Genomic DNA, 25014 nt, shown 5'->3' on the forward strand with positions numbered 1-25014 from the left:
CGCGGTGTCGGTCCCGCGGCATAGACTTCGACGCTGACCCCCCGGACTGTCCGCAGCCCGTCGCCCGCAGTTCTCCCAGGAGGCCGCCCGTGTCCAAGGCGCCGTTCACGCACCTGCACGTCCACACCCAGTACTCGCTGCTGGACGGTGCCGCGCGGCTGAAGGACATGTTCGACGCGTGCAACGAGATGGGCATGACGCACATCGCCATGTCCGACCACGGCAACCTGCACGGCGCGTACGACTTCTTCCACTCCGCGCAGAAGGCCGGGGTCACCCCGATCATCGGCATCGAGGCGTACGTGGCGCCCGAGTCGCGCCGCAACAAGCGGAAGATCCAGTGGGGCCAGCCGCACCAGAAGCGCGACGACGTCTCCGGCTCTGGCGGTTACACCCACAAGACCATGTGGGCGGTGGACCGCACCGGACTGCACAACCTCTTCCGCCTCTCCTCCGACGCGTACGCCGAGGGCTGGCTGCAGAAGTGGCCGCGGATGGACAAGGAGACCATCTCCCAGTGGTCCGAGGGGATCGTCGCCTCCACCGGCTGCCCCTCCGGCGAGATCCAGACCCGGCTGCGCCTCGGCCACTTCGACGAGGCGCTGAAGGCGGCCTCCGACTACCAGGACATCTTCGGCAAGGACCGGTACTTCCTGGAGCTGATGGACCACGGCATCGACATCGAGCACCGGGTCCGCGACGGCCTCCTGGAGATCGGCAGGAAGCTCGGCATCCCGCCGCTGGTCACCAACGACTCGCACTACACCTACGCGCACGAGGCGACCGCCCACGACGCCCTGCTGTGCATCCAGACCGGCAAGAACCTCTCCGACCCGGACCGCTTCAAGTTCGACGGCACCGGCTACTACCTGAAGTCCACGGACGAGATGTACGCCATCGACTCCTCCGACGCCTGGCAGGAGGGGTGCGCCAACACGCGCCTGGTCGCCGAGATGGTCGACACCACCGGCATGTTCGACAAGCGCGACCTGATGCCGAAGTTCGACATCCCGGACGGCCACACCGAGGTCACCTGGTTCCAGGAGGAGGTCCGCCGCGGGATGGCCCGCCGCTTCCCCGGCGGCGTCCCCGAGGACCGGCAGAAGCAGGCCGAGTACGAGATGGACGTCATCATCCAGATGGGCTTCCCGGGGTACTTCCTCGTGGTCGCCGACTTCATCATGTGGGCGAAGAACCAGGGCATCGCCGTCGGCCCCGGCCGCGGCTCCGCGGCCGGCTCGATCGTGGCGTACGCGATGGGCATCACCGACCTCGACCCCATCCCGCACGGACTGATCTTCGAGCGGTTCCTCAACCCCGAGCGCGTCTCCATGCCCGACGTCGACATCGACTTCGACGAGCGCAGGCGCGTCGAGGTGATCCGGTACGTGACCGAGAAGTACGGCGCCGACAAGGTCGCCATGATCGGCACCTACGGCACCATCAAGGCCAAGAACGCCATCAAGGACTCCGCGCGCGTGCTGGGCTACCCGTACGCGATGGGCGACCGCATCACCAAGGCCATGCCCGCCGACGTCCTCGGCAAGGGCATCAACCTCGACGGCATCACCAACCCCGAGCACCCCCGCTACTCCGAGGCGGGCGAGGTCCGGGCGATGTACGAGAACGAACCGGACGTGAAGAAGGTCATCGACACCGCGAAGGGTGTCGAGGGCCTGGTGCGGCAGATGGGCGTGCACGCCGCCGGCGTCATCATGTCCAGCGAGACCATCACCGACCACGTCCCCGTCTGGGTCAGGCACTCGGACCAGGTCACCATCACGCAGTGGGACTACCCGAGCTGCGAGTCGCTCGGCCTGCTGAAGATGGACTTCCTCGGCCTGCGCAACCTCACGATCATGGACGACGCCGTCAAGATGGTGAAGTCCAACAAGGGGATCGACATCGATCTCCTCAGCCTCCCGCTCGACGACCCGACCACCTTCGAACTGCTCCAGCGCGGCGACACCCTCGGCGTCTTCCAGTTCGACGGCGGCCCCATGCGCTCCCTGCTGCGCATGATGAAGCCCGACAACTTCGAGGACATCTCCGCCGTCTCCGCCCTGTACCGGCCGGGCCCGATGGGCATGAACTCGCACATCAACTACGCCCTGCGCAAGAACGGCCAGCAGGAGATCACGCCCATCCACCCGGAGCTGGAGGAGCCGCTCAAGGAGGTCCTGGACGTCACCTACGGCCTGATCGTCTACCAGGAGCAGGTGCAGAAGGCCGCCCAGATCATCGCCGGCTACTCGCTCGGCGAGGCCGACATCCTCCGCCGCGTGATGGGCAAGAAGAAGCCGGAGGAACTGGAGAAGAACTTCGTCATCTTCCAGGCCGGCGCCCGCAAGAACGGGTACAGCGACGGAGCCATCCAGGGGCTCTGGGACGTGCTGGTCCCGTTCGCCGGATACGCGTTCAACAAGGCGCACTCGGCCGCGTACGGACTGGTCTCCTACTGGACCGCCTACCTGAAGGCCAACCACCCGGCCGAGTACATGGCCGCGCTGCTCACCTCGGTCAAGGACGACAAGGACAAGTCGGCGGTCTACCTCAACGAGTGCCGGCACATGGGCATCCGGGTGCTGCCGCCCAACGTCAACGAGTCCGAGTCCAACTTCGCCGCCCAGGGCGACGACGTGATCCTCTTCGGCCTCTCCGCCGTGCGCAACGTCGGCACCAACGTGGTCGAGTCGATCATCCGCTGCCGCAAGGCCAAGGGGAAGTACTCCTCCTTCCCGGACTACCTGGACAAGGTCGACGCCGTGGTCTGCAACAAGCGGACCACCGAGTCGCTGATCAAGGCCGGCGCCTTCGACACCCTGGGGCACACCCGCAAGGGCCTCACCGCGCAGTACGAGCCGATGATCGACAACGTGGTCGCGGTCAAGCGCAAGGAGGCCGAGGGGCAGTTCGACCTCTTCGGCGGCATGGGCGACGAGCAGGGCGACGAACCGGGCTTCGGGCTGGACGTCGTCTTCGCCGACGACGAGTGGGAGAAGACCTACCTCCTCGCCCAGGAGCGCGAGATGCTCGGCCTCTACGTCTCCAACCACCCGCTCTTCGGGCTGGAGCACGTGCTCGCCGACAAGGCCGACGCGGGCATCTCCCAGCTCACCGGCGGCGACTTCGGCGACGGCGCGGTCGTCACCATCGGCGGCATCATCTCCGGGCTCCAGCGCAAGATGACCAAGCAGGGCAACGCCTGGGCCATCGCCACCGTCGAGGACCTCGCCGGCGCCATCGAGTGCATGTTCTTCCCGGCCACCTACCAGTTGGTCTCCACCCAACTCGTCGAGGACGCCGTGGTCTTCGTCAAGGGCCGCCTCGACAAGCGCGAGGACGTGCCCCGGCTGGTCGCCATGGAACTCCAGGTCCCCGACCTGTCGAACGCCGGCACCAACGCCCCCGTGGTCCTCACCATCCCCGCCACCCGGGTCACCCCGCCCATGGTCAGCCGGCTCGGCGAGATCCTCACCCACCACAAGGGCGACAGCGAGGTCCGGATCAGGCTCCAGGGCCCGACCAAGACCACCGTGCTGCGCCTGGACCGGCACCGGGTGAAGCCGGACCCAGCCCTCTTCGGCGACCTCAAGGTGCTGCTCGGCCCGTCCTGCCTGGCCGGCTGAGCCGCGCCGACGCGAAGGGGCGCGCCCGGCATCCGGGCGCGCCCCTTCGGGCGTCTTCGGACGGTCACCGTCCGTGACGCGGTGATCAGTTGTGCCCGAAGCGCTTCTGCCGCTTGCGGGAGTCCATGTCGCCGGGGGTCACCTGCGGCGTGTGCTCGTCCGCCTCTCGGCCGGCCGGCCGGTCCTGCGGCGCGCCGCGTTCGGTCCGGGGCTGCTTACGATCACGATTCTTGTTCTTGGCCATGGTGATCTGCCTCCTGAGGGGGATCTAGGGGCCAGGGCCGCGACCAGATTCACATAACCTGACAAGAAGCGCATGTTGGACAATTACCGTGCGTGACAGGGCTGGTCGGGCCGTGCGGTGCGCACACGCCACGCCGAAGATCGAGTTCGGACACGTTAACCCCCGCACGGTCGGGCAGACTCGAAGGAAGCCCGAAGCAAACCTCCCGGAAAGAGGGTGGACCACGTGGACCGCTGCATCGTCCTGGTGGACGCCGGGTATCTGCTGGGGGCCGCCGCCAGTCTCCTCGCCGGTGAGCCGTCGCGTTCCCGCATCACCGTCGACCACACCGCCCTCGTCCAGGGACTGCGCGAGCGCGCCGAGTCGGACACCCGGCAGCCGCTGCTGCGCATCTACTGGTTCGACGGCGCCCCCGACCGCGTCCCGCAGCCCGAACACCGCCGGCTGCGCGTCATGCCCCGGGTCACCGTCCGGCTGGGCGCCCTCACCCGCAGTGACGGACGGTGGGCGCAGAAGGGCGTGGACGCCGCCATGCACGCCGAGCTGACCGAGCTGGCCCGCAACCGCGCCTGCTCCGACATCGTCCTGGTCACCGGCGACGGCGACCTGCTGCCGGGCATGATGGCCGCCAAAGAGCACGGCGTCGCCGTCCACCTGTGGGCCGTGCAGGCCGCCGACGGCGACTACAACCAGTCCGAGGACCTGGTCGCCGAGGCCGACGAACGCCGCGTCCTGGACCGGGCCTGGATCACCGGCGCCGTCCGCCCCAAGGAACTCGGCGGCGTCTGCGCCCCGCCCCCGGCGCCCCGCCCCGAGATCGCCGCGATCCTCTCCGCGCCGCTGCCCGAGTCCGCCCTCCCCGGCACCACCGAACGCCCCGCCGGGGAACGCCGCCACCCGGCCGCCCCCGCCGCCGCGCGCAATGGCACCGAGGAGCGCGTACCGCCCGCCAAGGGCGTCCCCACCCCCAAGGACCTCGCCGCGCTGCGCGCCCCCGGCGGCCACCCCGCCCCGCACCCCCCGACCGCCACCCTGCGCTGGTCCTCCGACAAGGGCTGGGTGGACCGGCCCGCGGCCGAGCCGCCCGAGGCGCTCTCCATGCCGACCCTCGCCCAGCTCACCACCGCCGAGCAGCGCTGGGCCGACCGCGAGGAGGACATCACCACCGTCGGCGGCGACCCCTACGAGGTCGGCCAGGTCTTCGCCCGCCGCTGGGTGGAACGCCTCGGCGACCAGAGTCACCTCCAGCGGCTCTCCGGCATGTACCCCCGCATCCCGCACCGCGTCGACGGGGAACTGCTGCGGTACGCGGCCCGCTTCGGCCTGCTCGCCCACAAGGACGACCAGATCGACGAGCACGACCGGTACGCCATCCGGGCCGGATTCTGGCGCGAGATCGACCAGCGCACGGCGACCGAACGCGCCCCCGCCGGCGAATGACCCCCGGGGACCCGCGACCCGTCCGGGCGGCCCCGAGGACGGGCCGGGGCGGCCGACCCCGTAGTCTCGTCCCTTGTGAGTACGCGCATCCCCCAGGCACCCCGGTCCGGCGGCGCTGCCGTGTGCCGGGTGCGCGGACTGGCCAAGACCTATCCGGCGGTACGCGGCCGGCGCGGCGTCCCCGCCGCCCCCGAGGTCCGCGCCACCGACGACGTCTCCCTGGACATCCACCGCGGTGAGATCTTCGGACTGCTCGGGCCCAACGGCGCCGGCAAGTCCACCCTCGTCCGCCAGCTCACCGGACTGATGCGGCCCGACCGCGGCCGGGTGGGCATCCTCGGACACGACATCGTGCGCCACCCCGAGCGCGCCTCCCGCCTCCTCGCCTACCTCGGCCAGGAGTCCACCGCCCTGGACGAGCTGACCGTCTCCCTCGCCGCCGAGACCACCGGACGGCTGCGCGGACTGGACGCCCGCGCCGCCCGCGCCGAGCGCGACGCCGTCCTCGACGAACTGGGCCTCGCCCCGCTCGCCGGCCGCCCGCTGAAGAAACTCTCCGGCGGACAGCGCCGGCTCGCCTGCTTCGCCGCCGCCCTGGTGGGCGAGCGGCCCCTCCTCGTCCTGGACGAACCCACCACCGGCATGGACCCCGTCGCCCGCCGCGCCGTCTGGTCCGCCGTCGACCGCCGCCGCGCCGAGCACGGCACCACCGTCCTGCTCGTCACCCACAACGTCATCGAGGCCGAGACCGTCCTCGACCGCGTCGCCGTCCTCGACCGGGGCCGCGTGATCGCCTGCGACACGCCGTCCGGGCTCAAGGAGAAGGTCGCCGGCGAGGTCCGCGTCGACCTGGTGTGGCGCGAGAGCGCCCCCCTGCACGTCCCCGAGGTCGCCGCCCTGCGCGACCGGGCCGCCGCCTCGGGCCGCCGCTGGACGCTGCGGCTCGCCCCGGAGGAGGCCCGCGCGGTCGTCGCCACCGTCACCGGCGGGGCCGCCTTCGCCGCCCTGGACGACTTCACCCTCGCCACGCCCAGCCTGGAGGACGTCTACCTGGCGCTGGGCGGCGCCGCGCGCCAGGGGCTGGTGAAGGCGTGAACACGGGAGCGGTGAGACCCCGGCCCGCCGCGTCCGTACCGGACGGGGGAAGCGCCCCCGCCCGGTGGGGGCCGGGGGAGAGCGGCCCGGCGGCGCCCGGCGCGGAGACCGGCTCGGCGACGACGGGTGAGACGACTGGTGAAGGGGAGCAGCGCGACGTGAGTGTCGTACCCGCCGATGTCCTGCCGGGCGGAGCCCTGGCCGCCGACGAGCCGGGCGCCGACGACGCCGCCGAACTGGGCCCCCGCGCCCGGCTGTGGCCGTCCCTGGCCGCCGTCTACCGGGCGCAGCTCTCGCGCGCCCGGGTCGCCCGCATCCCGCTGCTCTTCGTGGCCACCTTCCAGTCCGTCGGCATCATGATCCTCATGCGCGGCGTGGTGGACGGCGGCGAGGAGGCACGGGCCGTGGTCGCCGGCTCCTCGGTGCTGGTCGTCGCCTTCGTCGCGCTCAACCTGCTCGCCCAGTACTTCGGCCAGCTCCGGGCCAGCGGCGGGCTCGACCACTACGCCACCCTGCCGGTGCCGCCGGCCGCCGTGGTGCTGGGCGCGGCGGGCGCGTACGCGTCCTTCACCGCGCCGGGGACCGTGGTGACCGCGGTCTTCGGCTGCCTCCTCTTCGGGCTGCCGCTGACCCACCTGTGGGTGCTGGCCGCCGTGATCCCGCTGGCGGGCGCCGCGCTCGCCGGTCTGGGCGCGGCCCTCGGCCTGCTGGCGCCGCGGCCGGAACTGGCCACCCTGCTGGGCCAGCTCGGCATGTCGGCGGCGCTGCTGCTGGGCGTGCTGCCGGCCGAGCGGATGCCGGAGGCGGTCCGGTTCGCCCGCGACCTGCTGCCCTCCACCTACGGCGTGGAGGCGTTCGCGCGCACCTTCGCCGGGCGGCCCGACTGGGCGTACGTCCTCGGCGACCTCGCCGTGTGCGGGATGGTCGGCGTGCTCTCGCTGGCGGTCGCCACCTGGGCGTACCGCCGGGCGGCCGTCCGGTGACGCGCGGCACCCGCGAGTTTGGCACCATGTCCGGGTGACCGCGCCTCTGACTCCGCCGCCGCAGCCTCCGAACGGACACCCGTCGTACCCGGACGGACCGGTGCCGCCGCCGGCCGGTGACCCCGCGCCCGGCACGGCCTACGACCCCGACGGCGAACAGGACGGCCCAGGGATGCTGACCGAAGTACGGCAGGCCGTGGTGGCCGGGGTGGCCGTGGTGCTCTCCGGCGCGCTGCTCGGCGTCCTGTGGTGGCGGCTGGCCCCGACCCTGCCGCTGGTCGGCGACGAGTCCGGCGGCAACTGGGTGGTCTACGTCAAGGACTCCGAGGGCGAGCAGGCCATCGGCATCGACGCCACCTTCATCCTGCTCGCGCTCGCCTTCGGGGCCCTCTGCGGGGCCGTCGTCTTCCTGCTGCGCCGGCGCGGCGGGGTGCCGCTGGTGGTGTCGCTGGGCGTCGGCGGGCTGCTCGCCTCGCTGCTGGCCTGGCGGGTCGGGGTCTGGCTCGGGCCCACCCAGGACCTGATCGCGCACGCCCGGCAGGCCGGCAAAGGAGTGACGTTCGCGGCGCCGCTCAAGCTGCGCGCGAAGGGCGCCCTGCTGGTCTGGCCGCTGGCCGCGCTCCTGGTCCACCTCGGGCTGACCGGTCTCTTCGGCCCCCGGGACCCCGAACCGTTCCCGCCCGGTCCGACCACCCTGGGCGAGGCCCCGGGGCAGGGCCCGTACGGCGGCCCGCCCGCGTAGGCCCCGCCCCGGCCACCGCCGCGCGGGTCACATCCGGCCGATCGGGGCGAGGACCGCGTCCGTCAGCCGGGCCAGATCGGCCGGGGACAGTTCGATCTCCAGGCCCCGGCGGCCCGCCGAGACGCGGATCGTCTCGTGCTCCGACGCCGAGGAGTCCAGTACCGTCGGCAGCCGCTTGCGCTGCCCGAGCGGCGAGATGCCGCCCCGCACGTACCCCGTGGCGCGCTCGGCCAGCGCCGGGTCGGCCATCGCCGCCCGCTTGCCGCCCACCGCCGAGGCCAGCGCCTTCAGGTCGAGCCGGCCCGCCACCGGTACCACGGCGACCGTCAGCGCCCCGTCCACGTCGGCGATCAGCGTCTTGAAAACCTGTTCCGGCGGGACGCCCATCGCCTCGGCCGCCTCCTGCCCGAAGGACGGGTGGGCCGGGTCGTGGTCGTAGGAGTGCACGGTGCCGGGCACCCCGGCCGCCGTGAGCGCGACCGTCGCGGGCGTGCCGCCCTGCTGCCGCCTGTTCGCCTTCCTCGCCATCCGGTGTGGCCCCCTTTGTGGTACTCGTCGCCGGACGCCCGTCGCCCGGGACGCCTCAGTTGTGGCTGGTCGGCCCGTGTGTCAGGTTCGCCGCGGGCAGCGACGGCAGATGGCGGATGATCGCCGTCTCGGACCGCAGCAGCCGCAGTTCGTCGCGGAGCCGGGACGCGGTGTCGGGCGCCTGGAGCAGCCGCTGCTTGGTCGGCGTGTCGAGCATCATCGCGGCGGCCACCAGGTACGAGACCACACCCGGGTCGTCCGGGAGGTCCCCGCTGGTGGCCAGGGTCCGCTCGCGCGCCCCCGCCAGCCGCCGCTGGTACTGCCGGAAGGAGCGCAGCACGCCCTCGGCGAGCGCCCCCGACTCGTCCCCGGGGTCCTCGGCCAGCGGTTCCAGGGCGGCGGTGAGGAAGTCGCCGGAGGCGTCCACGGAGGTCAGCCGCACCCGGGTGGTCCCGGTCGCCAGCACCTCGAAGGTGCCGTCGGGCCGCTCGCGGACGGTCGCCGCGTCCGCCACGCAGCCGACCTTGTGGAAGGCGTCGGCGGGGTCGGCGCCGAAGCCGGCCGCCGGACCGCGCTCGGGCCGGGCCGTGGGATCGGGCATGCCGGGGGCGCTGGGGGCCACCTCGTGGCCGTCGCGGATCGCCACGACGGCGAACCGGCGCTCGTCCTCGGGCGCCTTCAGCAGCTCGCGCATCATGGCGCGATAGCGCTCCTCGAAGATGTTGAGCGGGAGCACCAGTCCCGGGAAGAGCACCGAGTTGAGGGGGAAGAGGGGGAGCCGGACGGTGGTCACGACGCAGAAGCCTAATGCTCGCCGGGGCCGCCGCGACCGCCGCGCCCCCCGCGGGGATGTCCGGAACCCGTCGTCACCCGCCCGCCGGGCGTCGTTCCCCGCGGGTTCGCCCGTGCCTGGGGAACCGGCCGAGGGGGTCGTCCGTCTCCCGGTCCCAGGGGAACGAGGTGGCGTACGGGCCGGTCGGCCGCCGGCCCGTGGGCGCCGCGCGCCGCGGCCACCGGGGCGGGGCCCGGCCGGTCGCCGGGGGCGTCGAGGAACACGTCGTCGGCACCGGCCGCGGGGGCCCGGCCCGTGGCCGGTCCGCGCCGGAGAAACGCACGCGACACGGCCGGTACGCCGGCCGGCCCCGCCGGAAGGTCGTGCCGGCCGCGGTCCCCTTACGGGGCCGTGCGGGTCCGGGCGGCGCGGGGCGCGGGGCGGGTCCGGGACGGCGCGCGGGGCGAGCCGGGCAGTCCGCTCCCCGGTCCGTCCCGGGGGCCTGGGGTCGCGAGCCCCGCGCCGGGCCCGTCGGCGCCTCCGGCCGGTGGCCGTCCCGCTGCCCCGCGCGGGCCGCGAAGGCCGGGCATGCCGCCGCACGGGTCGCACGGCCACGCGACCCCACGGGCTGCGCGGGCCACGCGAGTGGCACGGGCCGCACGGGCCGCACGAGCCACGTGGATCGCACGAGCCGCGTGGCCCCACGGGCTGCGCGGGTCGCATGGGCTGCACGGGCCATGCGGGTCGCATATGGGCCACGCGGGTGGCATGGGCTGTACGGGCCGCGTGGGTCGCATGGGCCACGTGGGCCACGCGAGTGGCACGGGCCCCGCACGAGCCACATGACCCCACGGGCTGTGCGGGCCGCGTGGGCCGCACGGGCCACGGGCCACTGGCCCACCGGCCACGCTGGCCGCCACGGGGGCCACGGGGGCCACGGGGGCCACGGTCACACGGGCCAGGCGGGCGCCGTGCCGCCGCGCCGGTCGCGGCAGCCGCCCCGCACCGGCAGCGCGGTCAGTTGCGGCGCAGGAGGCGGGTGACGCCGGCGGTGACGGTGGTGGCGAGGACCCAGCCGAGGAGGATCAGGACCGCCGCCAGCCACTGCCAGCCGCCGCGCAACTGCCAGAAGCCCACCTGGCCCAGGTCGATCACCGGCAGCAGGAGGTCCAGGGCGAACAGGGCCGGGTTCCAGTCCGGGTGCTCGTCGCTCTTGATCGGCGGATGCTCGGCGCGGGAGAAGGCGACCGTGCCCGCCGCCCACAGCACCGCCATCCACACCGCCGCCCGGCCCGGCCGGTATCCGTAGGCGACCGTCCAGTCCTGGGCGTACCCCACCAGCTTGGCGGCGAGCGGCAGCGTCTCGCGGCGCCGGCGGTGCTTGGCGAGGAGCACCTCCCGGGCGTCCTCGTCCTCCCCGCCCGCCCGTAGCACGGCGGCCAGCCGCTCGTACGGCTCCGGGTGGTACTCGGCCGTCGCCGCCCCCACCCAGCGCAGCCGCTTCTCCAGCGGGAACGGGCCGCGCGGCACCAGCGTCTCGTAGGCGAAACCGCCCATGTGCAGCCGGCCGGGGCCGGGCCAGCTGTCGGCGCGGTCCATCAGGTTGACCACCCGCGCCCCCGACAGGACCACCCGCCCGCGCGCCGGACGCTCGCCCAGGAAGCGCAGCTCCGGCGTCTGCACCCGGCGCAGCGACAGCTCCTGGTCGTCGGCGAAGGAGAAACGTGCCTGCTCGAAGTCGACGGCGTCGCCGAACCGGCCGTCGTCCAGCCGCACCCCGCCCCGGCACTCGAACCGCTGCACCCGCGTCCCCTGCGGGGGCGTCGTGCCCCGCAGCATCGGCCCCTCGAGGCCCGCCGGGCTGAGGTACAGCGTGCGCTCCACGGTCAGCCGGGGCGCGTTGAGCGCGTGCCGCGTGTACGGGTTCAGCAGGCGCGCGCCGCGCAGGCTCAGCGACACGCCGACCTGGGCGCTGCGCAGGCTCATCTCGCCGTGCGACTCCAGCAGCTCCGCCTGGAGGTCCTGCCCGACGGTCAGCCCGTCCGCGGCGATGGACCGGCCGCCGCGGTCCCGGTACACCACCGCCTGGCTGAGCAGCAGGTCGGTGCCTATCTGCGCGTCGGTCAGCCGGATGCCCCGCAGGAAGCGGCAGCGCGGCAGGTGCAGGTCGCCCTCGGTGTGCAGCCGGGCCGCCTCCAGCCGCGGCACCGCGCAGTCCACCATCCGCAGCGTCGTGAACCGGGTCTCCGGCAGCAGCACCTCCCGCTCGAAACGGCACCGGCGCAGTTCCACGTACGGCACCACCGTGCCGCCGGCCAGGTCGAAGGAGTCCTCGATGCGCACCCCCACCAGTTGCAGCGAGGAGACGCGGCCCGCGAGCGCCGGCGGACCGTCGAGCAGCAGCCGGCACACCACGCGGGCCCGCACCGTCCGCTCCGGCCCCCACGGGTGGCCCCCGTGCGGATCGTCGACGAGCGCGTCCCCGTGGCTGAGGTCGTACACGCTGCCGTTGCGGAACGCCTCCCACATGCCGGCCTCGGCGGCGGTCAGGTCGTCCGGCAGGTCCGCGGCGCGCAGGCCGGTCCCCTGGGTCACGGCGTGTCACTCCCTCCCCGGCTACTGGCGAGTCGGTGCCCTCGTTCCCCGGTTCATGCCCGCTGCGTGACCGGTCGAACACTCAACGTGAGGGCGGACTTTCGTGACGCGCGCGCACGGGCGACGGAACGCGACCGGCGGTGGCGTTCCGTATCAGCCACTGATACGCGGGACCGGCCCGCGACGCGGGTCTGAGAGAATTGGTTCCGTGATCTCCCGAATCGATCTGCGCGGCGACGCCCTGCCCGAGGGACCCGCCCTGCGCGACCTGCTGCCCCGTGCCGACTTCGACGTCGAGGCCGCCCTGGAGAAGGTGCGCCCGATCTGCGAGGCCGTGCATCATCGGGGCGACGCGGCGCTGATCGACTTCGCCGAGCGGTTCGACGGTGTCACCCTGGACCGGGTCCGGGTCCCCGCCGAGGCCCTCGCCCGCGCCCTCGACGGCCTCGACCCGGCCGTCCGCGCGGCCCTGGAGGAGTCGATCCGCCGCGTCCGGCTCGTCCACCGCGCCCAGCGCCGCGAGACCCGCACCACCCAGGTCGTGCCCGGCGGCACGGTCACCGAGAAGTGGGTGCCGGTGCGCCGGGTCGGCCTCTACGCCCCCGGCGGCCGGTCGGTCTACCCGTCCTCCGTGGTGATGAACGCCGTGCCCGCCCAGGAGGCCGGCGTCGAGTCGATCGCGCTCGCCTCGCCCCCCCAGGCGGAGTTCGGCGGCCTGCCCCACCCGACCATCCTCGCCGCCTGCGCCCTGCTCGGCGTCGACGAGGTGTACGCGGCCGGCGGCGCCACCGCCGTCGCCATGTTCGCGTACGGCACCGAGTCCTGCCCGCCCGCCGACATGGTCACCGGCCCCGGCAACATCTGGGTCGCCGCCGCCAAGCGCTACTTCACCGGCCGCATCGGCATCGACGCCGAGGCCGGCCCCACCGAGATCGCGATCCTCGCCGACGACACCGCCGACCCGGCGCACCTGGCCTCCGACCTGATCAGCCAGGCCGAGCACGACCCGCTCGCGGCGGCCGTCCTGGTCACCGACTCCCCCCGGCTCGCCGACGCGGTCGAGAGGGAACTGGTCCCGCAGGTCGAGGCCACCAAGCACGTCGAGGACCGCATCCGCCCGGCGCTGGCCGGCCGCCAGTCCGCGATCGTCCTGGTCGACGGGGTGGAGGAGGGCCTGCGCGTGGTCGACGCCTACGGCGCCGAACACCTGGAGGTCCAGACCGCCGACGCCGCCGCGGTCGCCGACCGGGTCCGCAACGCCGGCGCGATCTTCGTCGGCCCCTGGTCCCCGGTCTCCCTCGGCGACTACGCGGCCGGCTCCAACCACGTCCTGCCCACCGGAGGGTGCGCCTGCCACTCCTCCGGGCTCTCCGTCCAGTCCTTCCTGCGCGGCATCCACGTCGTCGACTACACGAAGGACGCGCTCGCCGAGGTCGCCCACCACGTGGTGACCCTGGCGGAGGCGGAGGACCTGCCCGCGCACGGCGCGGCGGTCAAGGCACGGTTCGAGTGGAAGGTACCCGACGGCACGTGACCGGCACCACACCCCCGACCCCCTGGGACACCCTCCCCGTCCGCGCGGAGCTGCGGGGCAAGTCCCCCTACGGCGCACCCCAACTGGACGTGCCCGTACGGCTGAACACCAACGAGAACCCCTACCCGCTCCCCGAGGAACTGGTCGAGCGGATCACCGAGCGGGTCCGGGAGGCCGCCCGCGGCCTCAACCGCTACCCCGACCGGGACGCGGTCGAGCTGCGCACCCGGCTCGCCGCCTACCTCACCGAGACCACCGGCCACCGGGTCGGCCTCGCCGAGGTCTGGGCGGCCAACGGCTCCAACGAGGTCATCCAGCAACTGCTCCAGACCTTCGGCGGCCCGGGGCGCACCGCGATCGGCTTCGAGCCCTCGTACTCCATGCACGCGCTGATCGCCCGCGGCACCGGCACGGGCTGGATCTCCGGCCCGCGCCGCGAGGACTTCACCATCGACGTGCCCGCCGCCGAGCGCGCGATCGCCGAGCACCGCCCGGACGTCGTCTTCGTCACCACGCCCAACAACCCGACCGGCAACTCGGTCCCGGCCGAGACCGTCCTCGCCCTGTACGAGGCCGCGCAGGCCGCCGGGCCGTCCATGGTGGTCGTCGACGAGGCGTACGTGGAGTTCAGCCACGGCGGCTCGCTGCTGCCACTGCTGGAGGGACGGCCCCACCTGGTCGTCTCCCGCACCATGTCGAAGGCGTTCGGCGCCGCGGGCCTGCGGCTCGGCTACCTCGCCGCGCACCCCGCGGTCGTCGACGCCGTCCAGCTCGTACGGTTGCCGTACCACCTGTCGGCCGTGACCCAGGCGACCGCGCTGGCCGCCCTGGAGCACACCGGCACCCTGCTGCGGTACGTCGAGCGGCTCAAGACCGAACGGGACCGGCTCGTCACCGAACTGCGCGCCCTCGGCTACGAGGTGACGGAGTCCGACGCGAACTTCGTCCAGTTCGGCAGGTTCGACGACGCGCACGGCGTCTGGCGGAAGATCCTCGACCGGGGCGTCCTGGTCCGGGACAACGGCGTACCGGGGTGGCTGCGGGTGACCGCCGGCACCCCGCAGGAGAACGACGCGTTCCTCGACGCGGTCCGTGAACTGAAGAAGGAGCAGAGCGCATGACTCGCGAGGGTCGCACCGGAAGAATCGAACGCACCACCAAGGAGACCTCGGTCCTCGTCGAGATCGACCTCGACGGCACCGGCCGCACGGAGATCTCCACCGGCGTGGGCTTCTACGACCACATGCTGGACCAGATCGGCCGCCACGGGCTCTTCGACCTGACCGTCAAGACCGAGGGCGACCTGCACATCGACTCCCACCACACCATCGAGGACACCGCCCTCGCGCTGGGCGGCGCCTTCCGGCAGGCCCTCGGCGACAAGGCGGGCATCTACCGCTTCGGCAACTGCACCGTCCCCCTGGACGAGTCGCTCGCCCAGGTCACCGTCGACCTGTCCGGCCGCCCCTACCTCGTGCACACCGAGCCCGAGAAGATGGCGCCGATGATCGGCGAGTACGACACCACGATGACCCGGCACATCCTGGAGTCCTTCGTCGCCCAGGCGCAGATCGCGCTGCACGTGCACGTGCCCTACGGGCGCAACGCGCACCACATCGTGGAATGCCAGTTCAAGGCGCTGGCGCGGGCCCTGCGCTACGCGTGCGAGCGGGACCCGCGCGCGGAGGGCATCATCCCGTCCACGAAGGGCGCCCTGTAAGCCATGAACGGTTCGTCCACCGCCCTGATCGTCGTGGGCCTCTTCTTCCTCGGCGGGGTCATCTCCTTCGCCCGGCAGAAGATGCCCAAGGGGCTCATCGTGCTGCTGTCCATCGGCGCCGGGATGTGCCTGTTCGCCGGCGCGCTGCGCCTGGAGGTGTGGAATTGAGCACCGCCGCGACGCCCGCGCCCCGCGCGGGCACCGCGAGGACGGCGAAGAGGGTGGTCGTCTTCGACTACGGCTTCGGCAACGTCCGCTCCGCCGAGCGCGCCCTCGCCCGCGCGGGCGCCGACGTCGAGATCACCCGTGACTTCGACGCGGCCATGAACGCCGACGGGCTCCTCGTCCCCGGCGTCGGCGCCTTCGCCGCCTGCATGCGCGGGCTGAAGGAGGCGCGCGGCGACTGGGTCGTCGACCGCCGGCTGGCCGGGGGACGCCCGGTCCTCGGCATCTGCGTCGGCATGCAGGTGCTGTTCGCCCGCGGCATCGAGCACGGCGAGGAGACCGAGGGCCTGGACGAGTGGCCCGGCACGGTCGGACCGCTGCGCGCCGGCGTGGTGCCCCACATGGGCTGGAACACGGTCGAGGCGCCCGCCGGCTCCCGGCTCTTCGCCGGCGTGGACGCCGGTGCCCGCTTCTACTTCGTGCACTCCTACGCCGTCCACGACTGGACGCTGGAGACGCACAACCCCGCCTTCGCCGCCCCGCGGGTCGCCTGGACCACCCACGGCGAGCCCTTCGTCGCCGCCGTGGAGAACGGCGCCCTGTGGGCCACCCAGTTCCACCCCGAGAAGTCCGGCGACGCCGGAGCCCAGCTCCTCACCAACTGGATCGAGACCCTGTAGAGATGAGCACGCTCGAACTCCTCCCCGCCGTCGACGTCCGCGACGGCCAGGCCGTCCGCCTCGTGCACGGCGAGTCCGGCACCGAGACCTCGTACGGCTCCCCGCTGGACGCGGCCCTGGCCTGGCAGCGCTCCGGCGCCGAGTGGCTGCACCTCGTCGACCTGGACGCCGCCTTCGGCACCGGCGACAACCGTGAGCTGATCGCCGAGGTCGCCGGGGCGATGGACATCAAGGTCGAACTGTCCGGCGGCATCCGCGACGACGACACCCTCGCCGCCGCCCTCGCCACCGGCTGCACCCGCGTCAACCTCGGCACCGCCGCCCTGGAGACCCCCGAATGGGTGGCCCGGATCATCGCCGAGCACGGCGACCGGATCGCCGTCGGCCTCGACGTCCGAGGCACCACCCTGCGCGGACGCGGCTGGACCCGCGACGGCGGCGACCTCTACGAGACGCTGGAGCGCCTCGACAAGGAGGGCTGCGCCCGCTACGTCGTCACCGACATCGCCAAGGACGGCACCCTCCAGGGCCCCAACCTGGAACTGCTGAGGAACGTCTGCGCGGCCACCGACCGCCCCGTCGTCGCCTCCGGCGGCGTCTCCTCCCTCGACGACCTGCGTGCCATCGCCGCACTCGTCCCCCTGGGTGTCGAGGGCGCCATCGTCGGGAAGGCCCTGTACGCGAAGGCGTTCACCCTGGAAGAGGCCCTGGAGGCTGTGTCCCGATGACGTCCGAGGCCGTACGGCGCGTGCAGGGCGGAAGCCCCTGGGAGGAGTCCTTCGGTTTCGCGCGTGCCGTCGCGGCGGGCGACCGCGTCCTGGTGGCCGGCACCACGGCCTTCCGGGGCGCCGTGCTCTACGGCGAGGGCGACCCGTACGAGCAGACCAAGGTGGCCTTCACCACCGCGGTCGAGGCGATCGGCGGGTTCGGACTCGGCATCGACGCCGTGATCCGCACCCGCCTGTACCTGGCACACGCCCGCGACGTCGACGAGGTGGGCCGCGCCCACAAGGAGCTGTTCGACTCCGTGCGCCCGGCCACGACCCTGCTGGTCGTGGAGGGCTTCGTCGACTCGCGGATCCTGGTGTCGGTGGAAGTCGAAGCATTCAGAGGAGCCGTGAACCCATGACCCTGGCGGTCCGAGTCATCCCCTGCCTGGACGTCGACAACGGCCGGGTCGTCAAGGGGGTCAACTTCCGGAACCTGCGCGACGCGGGCGACCCGGTCGAGATGGCGAAGGTCTACGACGCCGAGGGCGCCGACGAGCTGACCTTCCTGGACATCACCGCCTCCTCCGGCGACCGCGAGACCACCTACGACGTGGTGCGCCGCACCGCCGAGCAGGTCTTCATCCCGCTCACCGTCGGCGGCGGCGTGCGCACCGCCGACGACGTCGACCGGCTGCTGCGCTCCGGCGCGGACAAGGTGGGCGTCAACACGGCCGCCATCGGCCGCCCCGACCTGATCCGCGAGATCGCCGAACGTTTCGGCCGGCAGGTCCTCGTCCTGTCGGTCGACGCCCGGCGCACCGAGGCGGGCACCTTCGAGGTGACCACCCACGGCGGCCGCCGCGGCACCGGCATCGACGCGGTGGAGTGGGCGCACCGCGCCGCCGAACTGGGCGCCGGCGAGATCCTGCTCAACTCGATGGACGCCGACGGCACCAAGGACGGCTACGACCTGGAGATGATCGCGGCCGTGCGCGAGCACGTCTCCGTCCCGGTCATCGCCTCCGGCGGCGCCGGCAGGCTCGCCGACTTCCCGCCGGCCGTCGCCGCGGGCGCGGACGCGGTCCTCGCCGCCTCCGTCTTCCACTTCGGCGACCTGCGCATCGGCCAGGTCAAGGAAGCCCTGCGCGAGGCGGGCCACCCGGTCCGCTAGGACCTCCCCCCGCCCGCACCACGGGCCCCGGCCGCGGAACCGGCCGGGGCCCGCTCCGTGCCCGTACGGGTGCGCCCCGTACGCGCACCCGTCCCGTGTCTGAGAGGACCGCGTCCGTGCCGGACACGCTGACCGCCCCGGCGGCCCCCGCCGCCCGGCCCGCCCACCGCGACGCCAACGTCCTGCGCTGGGTCGCCGCCTACACCGCCTCCATGCTGGGCGACACCGTCTTCTTCCTGGCCCTGGCCTGGGCCGCCGTGCGCCACGGCAGCCCGGCCCAGGCCGGACTGGTCATGGCGGTGGGCGCGGCGCCCCGGGCGCTGCTCATGCTCGGCGGCGGGGTGATCGTCGACCGGCTGGGACCGCGCCGGGTCGTCATCGGCAGCGACGCGGTGCGCTGCGTGGCCGTCCTCACCGTCGCCGCGCTGCTGTGGGCGGCCGACCCCGGGCTGTGGGCGCTCGCCCTGCTCGCGGTCGTCTTCGGCACGGTGGACGCGCTCTTCCTGCCCGCCGTCGGCGCCCTGCCGCCCCGTATCACCGGCAAGGACCAGCTCGCCCGCGTCCAGGGGATGCGCGGTCTCGCCGTCCGCATCGCCTCGGTCGTCGGTGCCCCGCTCGGCGGCCTCGCCGTGGCGGCCGGCGGCGCGGCGGCGGCCTTCGCCTGCGCCGGACTGCTGATCGCGCTCTCCGTCCCGCTGCTGGTCTCCGTACGGATGCGCCCCCTGCCGCCGCCCGACGCCGACGCCGACGCCGGTGCCGACGCCGGTGCCGGGCCGGGCGGCACCGCCTGGCGGGACCTGCGGGCCGGACTGGTCTACGTCCGCCGGCACCGCGTCCTCGGACCGCTCATGCTGGCCATCGCCCTCGGCGACCTCGGCTTCGCCGGCCCGCTGAACGTGGGGCTCGCCCTCCTCGCCGACGAACGCGGCTGGGGCGCCTCCGGCATGGGCTGGGTGCTGGGCGGCTTCGGGGCGGGAGCGGGCGCCGCCGCCCTGCTGCTGGCCGTCCGGGGGCGCGTGCCGCGCGCCGGGTACGCCGTCGCGGGCGCGATCATCCCGGGCGCCGCCGCCATCGGGGCGCTGGCGCACGCGCCCGGCCTGCCCGTCGCCGTCGGCGTCGCGCTCCTGGTCGGGCTGCTCGCCGGGCTCAGCGGCGCGCTGTGCGGGGCCCTGCTCCAGACCCAGTCGGACCCGGCCTACCTGGGCCGCGTCACCGCGGTCGGCGGCCTTGTCAGCCTGGGCGTCGCCCCGCTGGGCATGCCGCTGTCCGCCGCCGCCATCGGCCTGTGGGGCACCGGCCCGGTCTTCGCCGTCAGCGCCGCGGTCTGCGGGCTCGGCGGCGTCGTCGTCCTGTGCGCCCCGGCCCTGCGACGGGCCGAACTGCCGGGGTAGGGCGGGCCGGGGCCGGTGGCCGAGAGCGCGCGGCCCGTCGCCGGGCGCGGGCCGCCCTCCCGAGCGCCGGGGCGGGCGCCCGCGGGGACCCGGGCACGCCGTACGGGCCGCCCGGCCGGGTGACGGACCCGTACGCCCGGCCGTACCGCCGCGGCGGCGCCCGTCAGATGCCGAGCCGCCTCGACTCCCGCAGCCGGGCGATCGCGTCCTCGTCGCCCGCCAGCTCCACCGTCGCCGCGCTCTGCCGTCCGGAGGAGAAGAGCAGCAGCTCCGACGGCTCGCCGGTCGCCGTCACCACCGGCGTGCCGCGGTGGGCGACGGCCGTCTGGCCGTTGGGGCGGCGCAGCACCAGCCCGGTCGGGATGCCGCGGCCCATCAGCCGCGCCACCTTCTCCAGCCGCGACCACAGCGCGTCCTGGAAGACGGGGTCCAGCTCGCGCGGCGACCACTGCGGCTGGGCCCGGCGCACGTCCTCGGCGTGGACGTAGAACTCCACCGTGTTCGCCGCCTCGTCGACCTGCTTGAGCGAGAACGGCGAGAACCGCGGCGGACCGCTGCGGACCAGCCGGATCAGCTCCGCGTACGGCCGCGCCCGGTACTCCTCGCTCACCCGGTCCAGCCGGGCGGCCAGCGGCTTGACCAGGGCACCGCCCGCCGCGTCGGGCCGCCGCTCGCGCACCACCACGTGCACGGCGAGATCCCGCGTCCGCCAGCCCTCGCACAGCGTCGGGGCGTCCGGGCCCGCCGTCTCCAACAGGTCGGCCAGCAGAAGTCGTTCACGCTTGGCGAAAGTCGACATGCGCCCAGCCTACGACCGCCGCCCGGGTCCGCCCAGTGGACGGCGCCGGGGCGCGCGGGACGGGCGCGGCACAATGGCCCCATGACCAGCAGCTTCCCCCGGCGGCCCAGCCCGCTCGCCCCGGAGATCGCCGCGCGCCTCAAGCGCGGCCCCGACGGCCTCCTGCCCGCCATCGCCCAGCAGTACGACACCGGCGAGGTGCTCATGCTCGGCTGGATGGACGACGAGGCCCTGCACCGCACGCTGACCACGGGCCGCTGCACCTACTGGTCGCGCAGCCGCGGGGAGTACTGGGTCAAGGGCGACACCTCCGGGCACGTCCAGTGGGTCAAGTCCGTCGCCCTCGACTGCGACGCGGACACCGTCCTGGTCCGGGTCGACCAGGTCGGCGCCGCCTGCCACACCGGCGCCCGCACCTGCTTCGACGCCGACGTCCTCCTCGACGCCCGGCCGGACGGCGGCACGCACGCCGGTCCCGCCGCCGCGGATCAGTAGGGTCGGCCGCCATGGACCTCGACACCTTCCGCAAGCTCGCCGGCGACCGCCGGGTCGTCCCGGTCACCCGCAAGCTCCTCGCCGACGGCGACACGCCGGTCGCGCTCTACCGCAAGCTCGCCGCCGAACGCCCCGGCACCTTCCTCCTCGAATCCGCCGAGAACGGGCGGTCCTGGTCCCGGTACTCCTTCGTGGGCGTCCGCAGCGCCGCCACCCTCACCGAACGCGGCGGACAGGCCCACTGGCAGGGCACCCCGCCCGTCGGCGTCCCCACCGGCGGCGACCCGCTCGCCGCCCTGCGGGCCACCGTGGAGACCCTGCACACCCCGCGCGACCTCGCCCACGACCTCGGCCTGCCGCCCTTCACCGGCGGCATGGTCGGCTACCTCGGCTACGACATCGTGCGCCGGCTGGAGAAGGTCGGCCCGGGGGAGCGGGACGACCTGCGGCTGCCCGAGCTGACCATGCTGCTCACCAGCGACCTCGCCGTCATGGACCACTGGGAGGGCTCGGTCCTGCTGATCGCCAACGCGATCAACCACAACGACCTGTCCACCGGCGTCGACGAGGCGTACGCCGACGCCGTGGCCCGCCTGGACGCGATGGAGGCCGACCTCACCCGCGCCGTCGCCCAGCCCCCGGCCGCGCTGCCGCCCTCCGAACTGCCCGAGTACACCGCCCGCTGGGGCGGCGCCGACTTCCAGGCGGCCGTCGAGGACATCAAGGAGCGCATCCGCGCCGGAGAGGCGTTCCAGGTCGTCCCCTCCCAGCGGTTCGAGACCCCGTGCACGGCGAGCGCCCTCGACGTCTACCGGGTGCTGCGCGCCACCAACCCGTCCCCGTACATGTACCTGTTCCGCTTCGACGGCTTCGACGTCGTCGGCTCCTCGCCCGAGGCCCTGGTCAAGGTCGAGGACGGCCGGGCGCTGGTCCACCCCATCGCCGGCACCCGGCACCGCGGCGCCACCCCGCGGGAGGACCAGGCCCTGGCCGACGAACTCCTCGCCGACCCCAAGGAGCGCGCCGAGCACCTGATGCTCGTCGACCTGGGCCGCAACGACCTGGGGCGGGTCTGCGAACCCGGCTCGGTCGAGGTCGTCGACTTCATGTCCGTCGAGCGGTACTCGCACGTCATGCACATCGTCTCCACCGTCACCGGCCGGGTGGCCGAGGGCCGGACCGCCTTCGACGTCCTCACCGCCTGCTTCCCGGCCGGCACCCTCTCCGGGGCCCCCAAGCCGCGCGCCCTGCAGATCATCGACGAACTCGAACCCGCCCGGCGCGGCCTGTACGGCGGCTGCGTCGGCTACCTCGACTTCGCCGGGGACTCCGACACGGCCATCGCCATCCGCACCGCCCTGCTGCGCGACGGCACCGCCTACGTCCAGGCGGGCGCCGGCGTGGTCGCCGACTCCGACCCGGTCGCCGAGGACACCGAGTGCCGCAACAAGGCCGCCGCGGTGCTCCGGGCGGTGCACACGGCCAACCGGCTCGGCCGGTAGGGAGCTTTCTCACGCCCGCCGCACGGAACCCCGGGTGCCATCGCGCCCGGGGTCCGGGTGATAGTGGAGTACGTGACTGCCGTACCCCCTTCCCCCGCCCCCGCCGCCGCCCCCGCCCGCAGCGGGCGCCGGAGCCTCGCCGCCGCCCTGCTGAGCGGCGCGCTCGGCGCGGCCGTCGCCCTGCTCGCCACCCGGCAGACGTGGTCGGAGGGCACCGCCACCGTGGCCGGCGGCGCCTTCCCCCTCACCGCCAAGGGCAGCGACGTCACGGGCGTCCCCGCCGCCCTCGCCGTCGTGGGCCTCGCCGCCCTCGTCGCCGTCTTCGCCGTGCGCCGCGCGGGCCGCCTCGCCGTCGCCACGCTGCTCGCGCTCTCCGGCGCCGGCACCGTCGCCGCGGCCCTGTCCGGCGCCTTCGACGCCTCCGCGCTCGACGAGAAGGCCGCACGGGCCGCCGGCGACACCTCCGCGACCGTCGACGCGCTCACCCACACGGCCTGGCCCTACGCCGCCGCCGTCGGCGGGACCCTGCTGCTCCTCGCCGGACTGCTCGCGCTGCGCTTCGGCCGGCTGTGGCCCGCCATGTCCGGCCGCTACGAGCGCGGCGGCGCCGCCCGGCCCCGGCGCGCCGTCCCGCGCGTCGACCCGGACCGCCCCGAGGACCTGTGGAAGGCGCTCGACCGGGGCGAGGACCCGACCGGCGCCTGAGACCCCGTACGCCGCGCCGCGCCCGCGCACACGCCCCGCACGCCGGTCCCGCCCCAACGCCCGCGCCGGGGCGGGGCACCGGCGGGCCACCGGCGTGCCCGGCGGGCCCGGGGCGGACCGGGGCGCGCGGAGGAGCACCCCCGCTCACGGCGCGTGCGCCCGTGCGGGACAATGGGTACGAGCATCCTGCTCAGACACGTACACAGCAACGAGGAGCAAGCAATGGCGGGCAGCAGCCACGGTCACACCCCGGCCGCCTGGACCGGTGTCATCATCGCCTTCATCGGTTTCTGCGTCGCGGGCATGTTCATGGTGATGGCCGAGCCGGTGGGCTTCTGGATCAGCATCGGCATCGTGCTCCTCGGCGCCGTCGTGGGCGGCATCATGCGGATGATGGGCCTCGGCCAGCCGAAGCACGACCACCCGGCCAACCGCACCCCCGAGACGGCCGGCGCCAAGGGCTGATCCCCCCGCGCGGGCGGGCCGCGCGACCCGAAGGGGCGGACCGGCCGTCACGGCGCCGGGACCGCCCCTCGCCTGTGCGCGCCCCCGCCCCGCGCGGACGGACGCCCCTCGGGTGCGCCCGGGGAGGGCGCCGGGCAGAATGCGGGCGTGGACGCCGAGAGCCGCACGCCGGCGCAGCACCCGACCGTCGCCCCGCCGCACCCCGGGGCCGCGGCGCCGCCGCGTCCCGGCCACCCGCCGGGCCCGCCGGGCCACGCCCTTCCCCCCGGCCCCCCGGACCACCCGAACCCGCCGGGCCACGCCCCGGGCACCGGCCCGCGCGGCCTGCTCGCCCGGCTGGCCGTACCGGCCGGGGTGCTGGCCGCCGTCGCCGGGGCCTTCGCCTACGTGGGCGCCGTCGACCCCAACGAACCCGGCCACTACCCCGTCTGCCCCCTGCTCCGCGTCACCGGCGTCTACTGCCCCGGATGCGGCGGGCTGCGCAGCGCCCACGCCGTCGTCCACGGCGACCTCCCGGCCGCCCTGCACGCCAACGCGCTCGCCGTCCTCGCCTACGCCGGCTTCGCCGTGCTGTGGACCGTCTGGGTGGTCCGCACGGTGCGCGGACGCCCCTTCCGCCTCGCGCTCGGCACGGCGCACCTGTGGGCCCTGGGCACGTTGCTGCTGGTCTTCGGCGTTGTCCGGAACCTGTCCTTCGGTGGCTGGCTCCTGCCTTGATCACCGGAGGAATGTCCAGGTAGTGGGACCGGCGAGGACCGGATGCCGGTCCTCGGCCCGGCTGCGGATACCATCACAGGGACCCAAGGTTTCCGCCGTCTGAAAGGGGGCCGCTCGCGTGAGTGTGCTCGACGAGATCATCGACGGAGTCCGTGCCGACCTCGCGGAGCGGCAGGCGCGCGTCAGCCTCGACGAGCTCAAGGAGCGCGCGGCCACGGCACGCCCCGCCCTGGACGGGGTGAGCGCCCTGCGCGGCGACGCGGTCAAGGTCATCTGCGAGGTCAAGCGCTCCAGCCCGTCCAAGGGCGCGCTGGCCGCCATCGCCGACCCGGCCGCCCTCGCCGCCGACTACGAGGCGGGCGGCGCCTCCGTCATCTCCGTCCTCACCGAGGAGCGCCGCTTCGGCGGCTCGCTGGCCGACCTGGACGCCGTCCGGGCCCGCGTGGACGTCCCGGTCCTGCGCAAGGACTTCGTCGTCACCTCGTACCAGCTCTGGGAGGCCCGCGCGCACGGCGCCGACCTGGTGCTGCTGATCGTCGCCGCCCTCGACCAGCCGGCCCTGGAGTCGCTGGTGGAGCGGGCCGAGTCCATCGGCCTCACCCCCCTCGTCGAGGTCCACGACGAGGAGGAGGTCGAGCGCGCGGTCGCCGCCGGCGCCAAGGTGATCGGCGTCAACGCGCGCAACCTGAAGACCCTCACGGTCGACCGCGGCACCTTCGAGCGCGTCGCCCCCGAGATCCCGGCGGGCATCGTCAAGGTCGCCGAGTCCGGCGTCCGCGGCCCGCACGACCTCATCGCCTACGCCAACGAGGGCGCCGACGCCGTCCTGGTCGGCGAGTCCCTCGTCACCGGGCGCGACCCGAAGACCGCCGTCTCCGACCTGGTGGCCGCCGGCGAGCACCCCGCGCTGCGGCACGGACGGGGCTGACCGG

25 protein-coding genes are annotated in these 25014 nt (G+C 74.3%); 20 read left to right on the forward strand and 5 right to left on the reverse strand.

Going from position 1 to position 25014, the window contains the following annotated elements; translation table 11 throughout:
* The first annotated feature begins 89 nt into the window (after nt 1-89).
* Nucleotides 90-3629: a DNA polymerase III subunit alpha gene (gene dnaE / locus VM636_RS22660; RefSeq protein ID WP_030417876.1), complete on the forward strand. Its 3540-nt coding sequence runs from the start codon at nt 90-92 to the stop codon at nt 3627-3629.
* 85 nt (nt 3630-3714) lie between these two features.
* Here dnaE and VM636_RS22665 read toward each other — a convergent pair whose 3' ends face one another.
* Complete coding sequence (locus tag VM636_RS22665) at nt 3715-3873, reverse strand: hypothetical protein (protein ID WP_078855637.1); 159 nt, start codon at nt 3871-3873, stop codon at nt 3715-3717.
* A 225-nt stretch (nt 3874-4098) separates the two neighbouring features.
* On the opposite strand from VM636_RS22665, the gene VM636_RS22670 reads away from it, so the two are divergent.
* From VM636_RS22670 to VM636_RS22685, 4 genes are all read left to right on the forward strand, one after another.
* Nucleotides 4099-5313, forward strand: a complete 1215-nt coding sequence (locus VM636_RS22670) for an NYN domain-containing protein (protein WP_053912695.1) — start codon at nt 4099-4101, stop codon at nt 5311-5313.
* A gap of 120 nt (nt 5314-5433) precedes the next feature.
* Nucleotides 5434-6408 (forward strand): ABC transporter ATP-binding protein, encoded by a 975-nt coding sequence (locus VM636_RS22675; RefSeq protein ID WP_030417878.1) that lies wholly within the window; start codon nt 5434-5436, stop codon nt 6406-6408.
* A 158-nt stretch (nt 6409-6566) separates the two neighbouring features.
* Nucleotides 6567-7391: an ABC transporter permease gene (locus VM636_RS22680; RefSeq protein WP_030417879.1), complete on the forward strand. Its 825-nt coding sequence runs from the start codon at nt 6567-6569 to the stop codon at nt 7389-7391.
* Between the two features lie 34 nt (nt 7392-7425).
* Nucleotides 7426-8133: a hypothetical protein gene (locus VM636_RS22685; protein WP_053912609.1), complete on the forward strand. Its 708-nt coding sequence runs from the start codon at nt 7426-7428 to the stop codon at nt 8131-8133.
* Between the two features lie 27 nt (nt 8134-8160).
* Here VM636_RS22685 and ybaK read toward each other — a convergent pair whose 3' ends face one another.
* The 3 genes from ybaK to VM636_RS22700 all read right to left on the reverse strand — a co-directional run bounded on the left by ybaK (nt 8161) and on the right by VM636_RS22700 (nt 12028).
* Nucleotides 8161-8661: a Cys-tRNA(Pro) deacylase gene (gene ybaK, locus VM636_RS22690; protein ID WP_030417881.1), complete on the reverse strand. Its 501-nt coding sequence runs from the start codon at nt 8659-8661 to the stop codon at nt 8161-8163.
* Between the two features lie 55 nt (nt 8662-8716).
* Complete coding sequence (locus tag VM636_RS22695) at nt 8717-9454, reverse strand: LON peptidase substrate-binding domain-containing protein (RefSeq protein ID WP_030417882.1); 738 nt, start codon at nt 9452-9454, stop codon at nt 8717-8719.
* Between the two features lie 996 nt (nt 9455-10450).
* Complete coding sequence (locus tag VM636_RS22700; RefSeq protein ID WP_030417883.1) at nt 10451-12028, reverse strand: hypothetical protein; 1578 nt, start codon at nt 12026-12028, stop codon at nt 10451-10453.
* Between the two features lie 208 nt (nt 12029-12236).
* Here VM636_RS22700 and hisD point away from each other — a divergent pair, with 208 nt between their 5' ends.
* The 9 genes from hisD to VM636_RS22745 all read left to right on the forward strand — a co-directional run bounded on the left by hisD (nt 12237) and on the right by VM636_RS22745 (nt 19399).
* Entirely contained in the window at nt 12237-13562 is a 1326-nt protein-coding gene (gene hisD / locus VM636_RS22705; protein ID WP_053912611.1) for a histidinol dehydrogenase, read from the forward strand.
* On the forward strand, nt 13559-14683 hold the full coding sequence (locus tag VM636_RS22710) for a histidinol-phosphate transaminase (protein WP_053912612.1): 1125 nt from the start codon (nt 13559-13561) through the stop codon (nt 14681-14683). Before hisD ends, VM636_RS22710 begins: the two co-directional genes overlap by 4 nt.
* On the forward strand, nt 14680-15282 hold the full coding sequence (gene hisB, locus VM636_RS22715) for an imidazoleglycerol-phosphate dehydratase HisB (protein ID WP_030417886.1): 603 nt from the start codon (nt 14680-14682) through the stop codon (nt 15280-15282). The genes VM636_RS22710 and hisB overlap by 4 nt, the downstream gene beginning before the upstream one ends.
* Before the next feature lie 3 nt (nt 15283-15285).
* Nucleotides 15286-15450 (forward strand): hypothetical protein, encoded by a 165-nt coding sequence (locus VM636_RS22720; protein ID WP_030417887.1) that lies wholly within the window; start codon nt 15286-15288, stop codon nt 15448-15450.
* Complete coding sequence (hisH, locus tag VM636_RS22725; protein WP_051821136.1) at nt 15447-16127, forward strand: imidazole glycerol phosphate synthase subunit HisH; 681 nt, start codon at nt 15447-15449, stop codon at nt 16125-16127. Before VM636_RS22720 ends, hisH begins: the two co-directional genes overlap by 4 nt.
* Before the next feature lie 2 nt (nt 16128-16129).
* Entirely contained in the window at nt 16130-16855 is a 726-nt protein-coding gene (gene priA / locus VM636_RS22730) for a bifunctional 1-(5-phosphoribosyl)-5-((5-phosphoribosylamino)methylideneamino)imidazole-4-carboxamide isomerase/phosphoribosylanthranilate isomerase PriA (RefSeq protein WP_030417889.1), read from the forward strand.
* Nucleotides 16852-17256: a RidA family protein gene (locus VM636_RS22735; protein WP_030417890.1), complete on the forward strand. Its 405-nt coding sequence runs from the start codon at nt 16852-16854 to the stop codon at nt 17254-17256. The genes priA and VM636_RS22735 overlap by 4 nt, the downstream gene beginning before the upstream one ends.
* Nucleotides 17253-18008, forward strand: coding sequence for an imidazole glycerol phosphate synthase subunit HisF (gene hisF, locus VM636_RS22740; RefSeq protein WP_053912613.1), 756 nt, complete (start codon nt 17253-17255; stop codon nt 18006-18008). The genes VM636_RS22735 and hisF overlap by 4 nt, the downstream gene beginning before the upstream one ends.
* Nucleotides 18009-18124: 116 nt before the next feature.
* Nucleotides 18125-19399: an MFS transporter gene (locus tag VM636_RS22745; protein ID WP_107439801.1), complete on the forward strand. Its 1275-nt coding sequence runs from the start codon at nt 18125-18127 to the stop codon at nt 19397-19399.
* A 163-nt stretch (nt 19400-19562) separates the two neighbouring features.
* Here the strand turns inward: VM636_RS22745 and VM636_RS22750 are convergent, their stop codons facing one another.
* The gene (locus VM636_RS22750; RefSeq protein ID WP_030417893.1) at nt 19563-20198 is read right to left on the reverse strand and encodes a TIGR03085 family metal-binding protein; all 636 of its coding nucleotides are present in this window, start codon (nt 20196-20198) and stop codon (nt 19563-19565) included.
* Nucleotides 20199-20279: 81 nt separating this feature from the next.
* Here VM636_RS22750 and hisI point away from each other — a divergent pair, with 81 nt between their 5' ends.
* The 6 genes from hisI to trpC all read left to right on the forward strand — a co-directional run bounded on the left by hisI (nt 20280) and on the right by trpC (nt 25010).
* Entirely contained in the window at nt 20280-20693 is a 414-nt protein-coding gene (gene hisI, locus VM636_RS22755) for a phosphoribosyl-AMP cyclohydrolase (protein ID WP_338485495.1), read from the forward strand.
* Between the two features lie 11 nt (nt 20694-20704).
* Entirely contained in the window at nt 20705-22195 is a 1491-nt protein-coding gene (locus tag VM636_RS22760) for an anthranilate synthase component I (RefSeq protein WP_030417895.1), read from the forward strand.
* A 63-nt stretch (nt 22196-22258) separates the two neighbouring features.
* Nucleotides 22259-22900 carry a TIGR02234 family membrane protein gene (locus VM636_RS22765; RefSeq protein ID WP_030417896.1) on the forward strand — a complete coding sequence of 214 codons (642 nt, stop codon included), beginning with the start codon at nt 22259-22261 and terminating at the stop codon, nt 22898-22900.
* Between the two features lie 222 nt (nt 22901-23122).
* Complete coding sequence (locus VM636_RS22770; RefSeq protein WP_030417897.1) at nt 23123-23365, forward strand: HGxxPAAW family protein; 243 nt, start codon at nt 23123-23125, stop codon at nt 23363-23365.
* A gap of 324 nt (nt 23366-23689) precedes the next feature.
* Nucleotides 23690-24082 (forward strand): DUF2752 domain-containing protein, encoded by a 393-nt coding sequence (locus tag VM636_RS22775; protein WP_338486429.1) that lies wholly within the window; start codon nt 23690-23692, stop codon nt 24080-24082.
* A 118-nt stretch (nt 24083-24200) separates the two neighbouring features.
* The gene (gene trpC / locus VM636_RS22780) at nt 24201-25010 is read left to right on the forward strand and encodes an indole-3-glycerol phosphate synthase TrpC (protein ID WP_030417899.1); all 810 of its coding nucleotides are present in this window, start codon (nt 24201-24203) and stop codon (nt 25008-25010) included.
* Nucleotides 25011-25014: the final 4 nt, after the last annotated feature.

The sequence above is a fragment of the Streptomyces sp. SCSIO 75703 genome, from assembly GCF_036607905.1.
Lineage (GTDB): Bacteria > Actinomycetota > Actinomycetes > Streptomycetales > Streptomycetaceae > Streptomyces.

Excerpts from the sequence above, each read along its gene's own strand:
- VM636_RS22665 (WP_078855637.1), bottom strand. The coding sequence starts at position 3,873 with ATGGCCAAGAACAAGAATCGTGATCGTAAGCAGCCCCGGACCGAACGC.
- ybaK (WP_030417881.1), bottom strand. The coding sequence starts at position 8,661 with ATGGCGAGGAAGGCGAACAGGCGGCAGCAGGGCGGCACGCCCGCGACG.
- hisB (WP_030417886.1), top strand. The coding sequence starts at position 14,680 with ATGACTCGCGAGGGTCGCACCGGAAGAATCGAACGCACCACCAAGGAG.
- VM636_RS22720 (WP_030417887.1), top strand. The coding sequence starts at position 15,286 with ATGAACGGTTCGTCCACCGCCCTGATCGTCGTGGGCCTCTTCTTCCTC.
- priA (WP_030417889.1), top strand. The coding sequence starts at position 16,130 with ATGAGCACGCTCGAACTCCTCCCCGCCGTCGACGTCCGCGACGGCCAG.
- VM636_RS22735 (WP_030417890.1), top strand. The coding sequence starts at position 16,852 with ATGACGTCCGAGGCCGTACGGCGCGTGCAGGGCGGAAGCCCCTGGGAG.
- hisF (WP_053912613.1), top strand. The coding sequence starts at position 17,253 with ATGACCCTGGCGGTCCGAGTCATCCCCTGCCTGGACGTCGACAACGGC.
- VM636_RS22750 (WP_030417893.1), bottom strand. The coding sequence starts at position 20,198 with ATGTCGACTTTCGCCAAGCGTGAACGACTTCTGCTGGCCGACCTGTTG.
- hisI (WP_338485495.1), top strand. The coding sequence starts at position 20,280 with ATGACCAGCAGCTTCCCCCGGCGGCCCAGCCCGCTCGCCCCGGAGATC.
- VM636_RS22760 (WP_030417895.1), top strand. The coding sequence starts at position 20,705 with ATGGACCTCGACACCTTCCGCAAGCTCGCCGGCGACCGCCGGGTCGTC.
- VM636_RS22770 (WP_030417897.1), top strand. The coding sequence starts at position 23,123 with ATGGCGGGCAGCAGCCACGGTCACACCCCGGCCGCCTGGACCGGTGTC.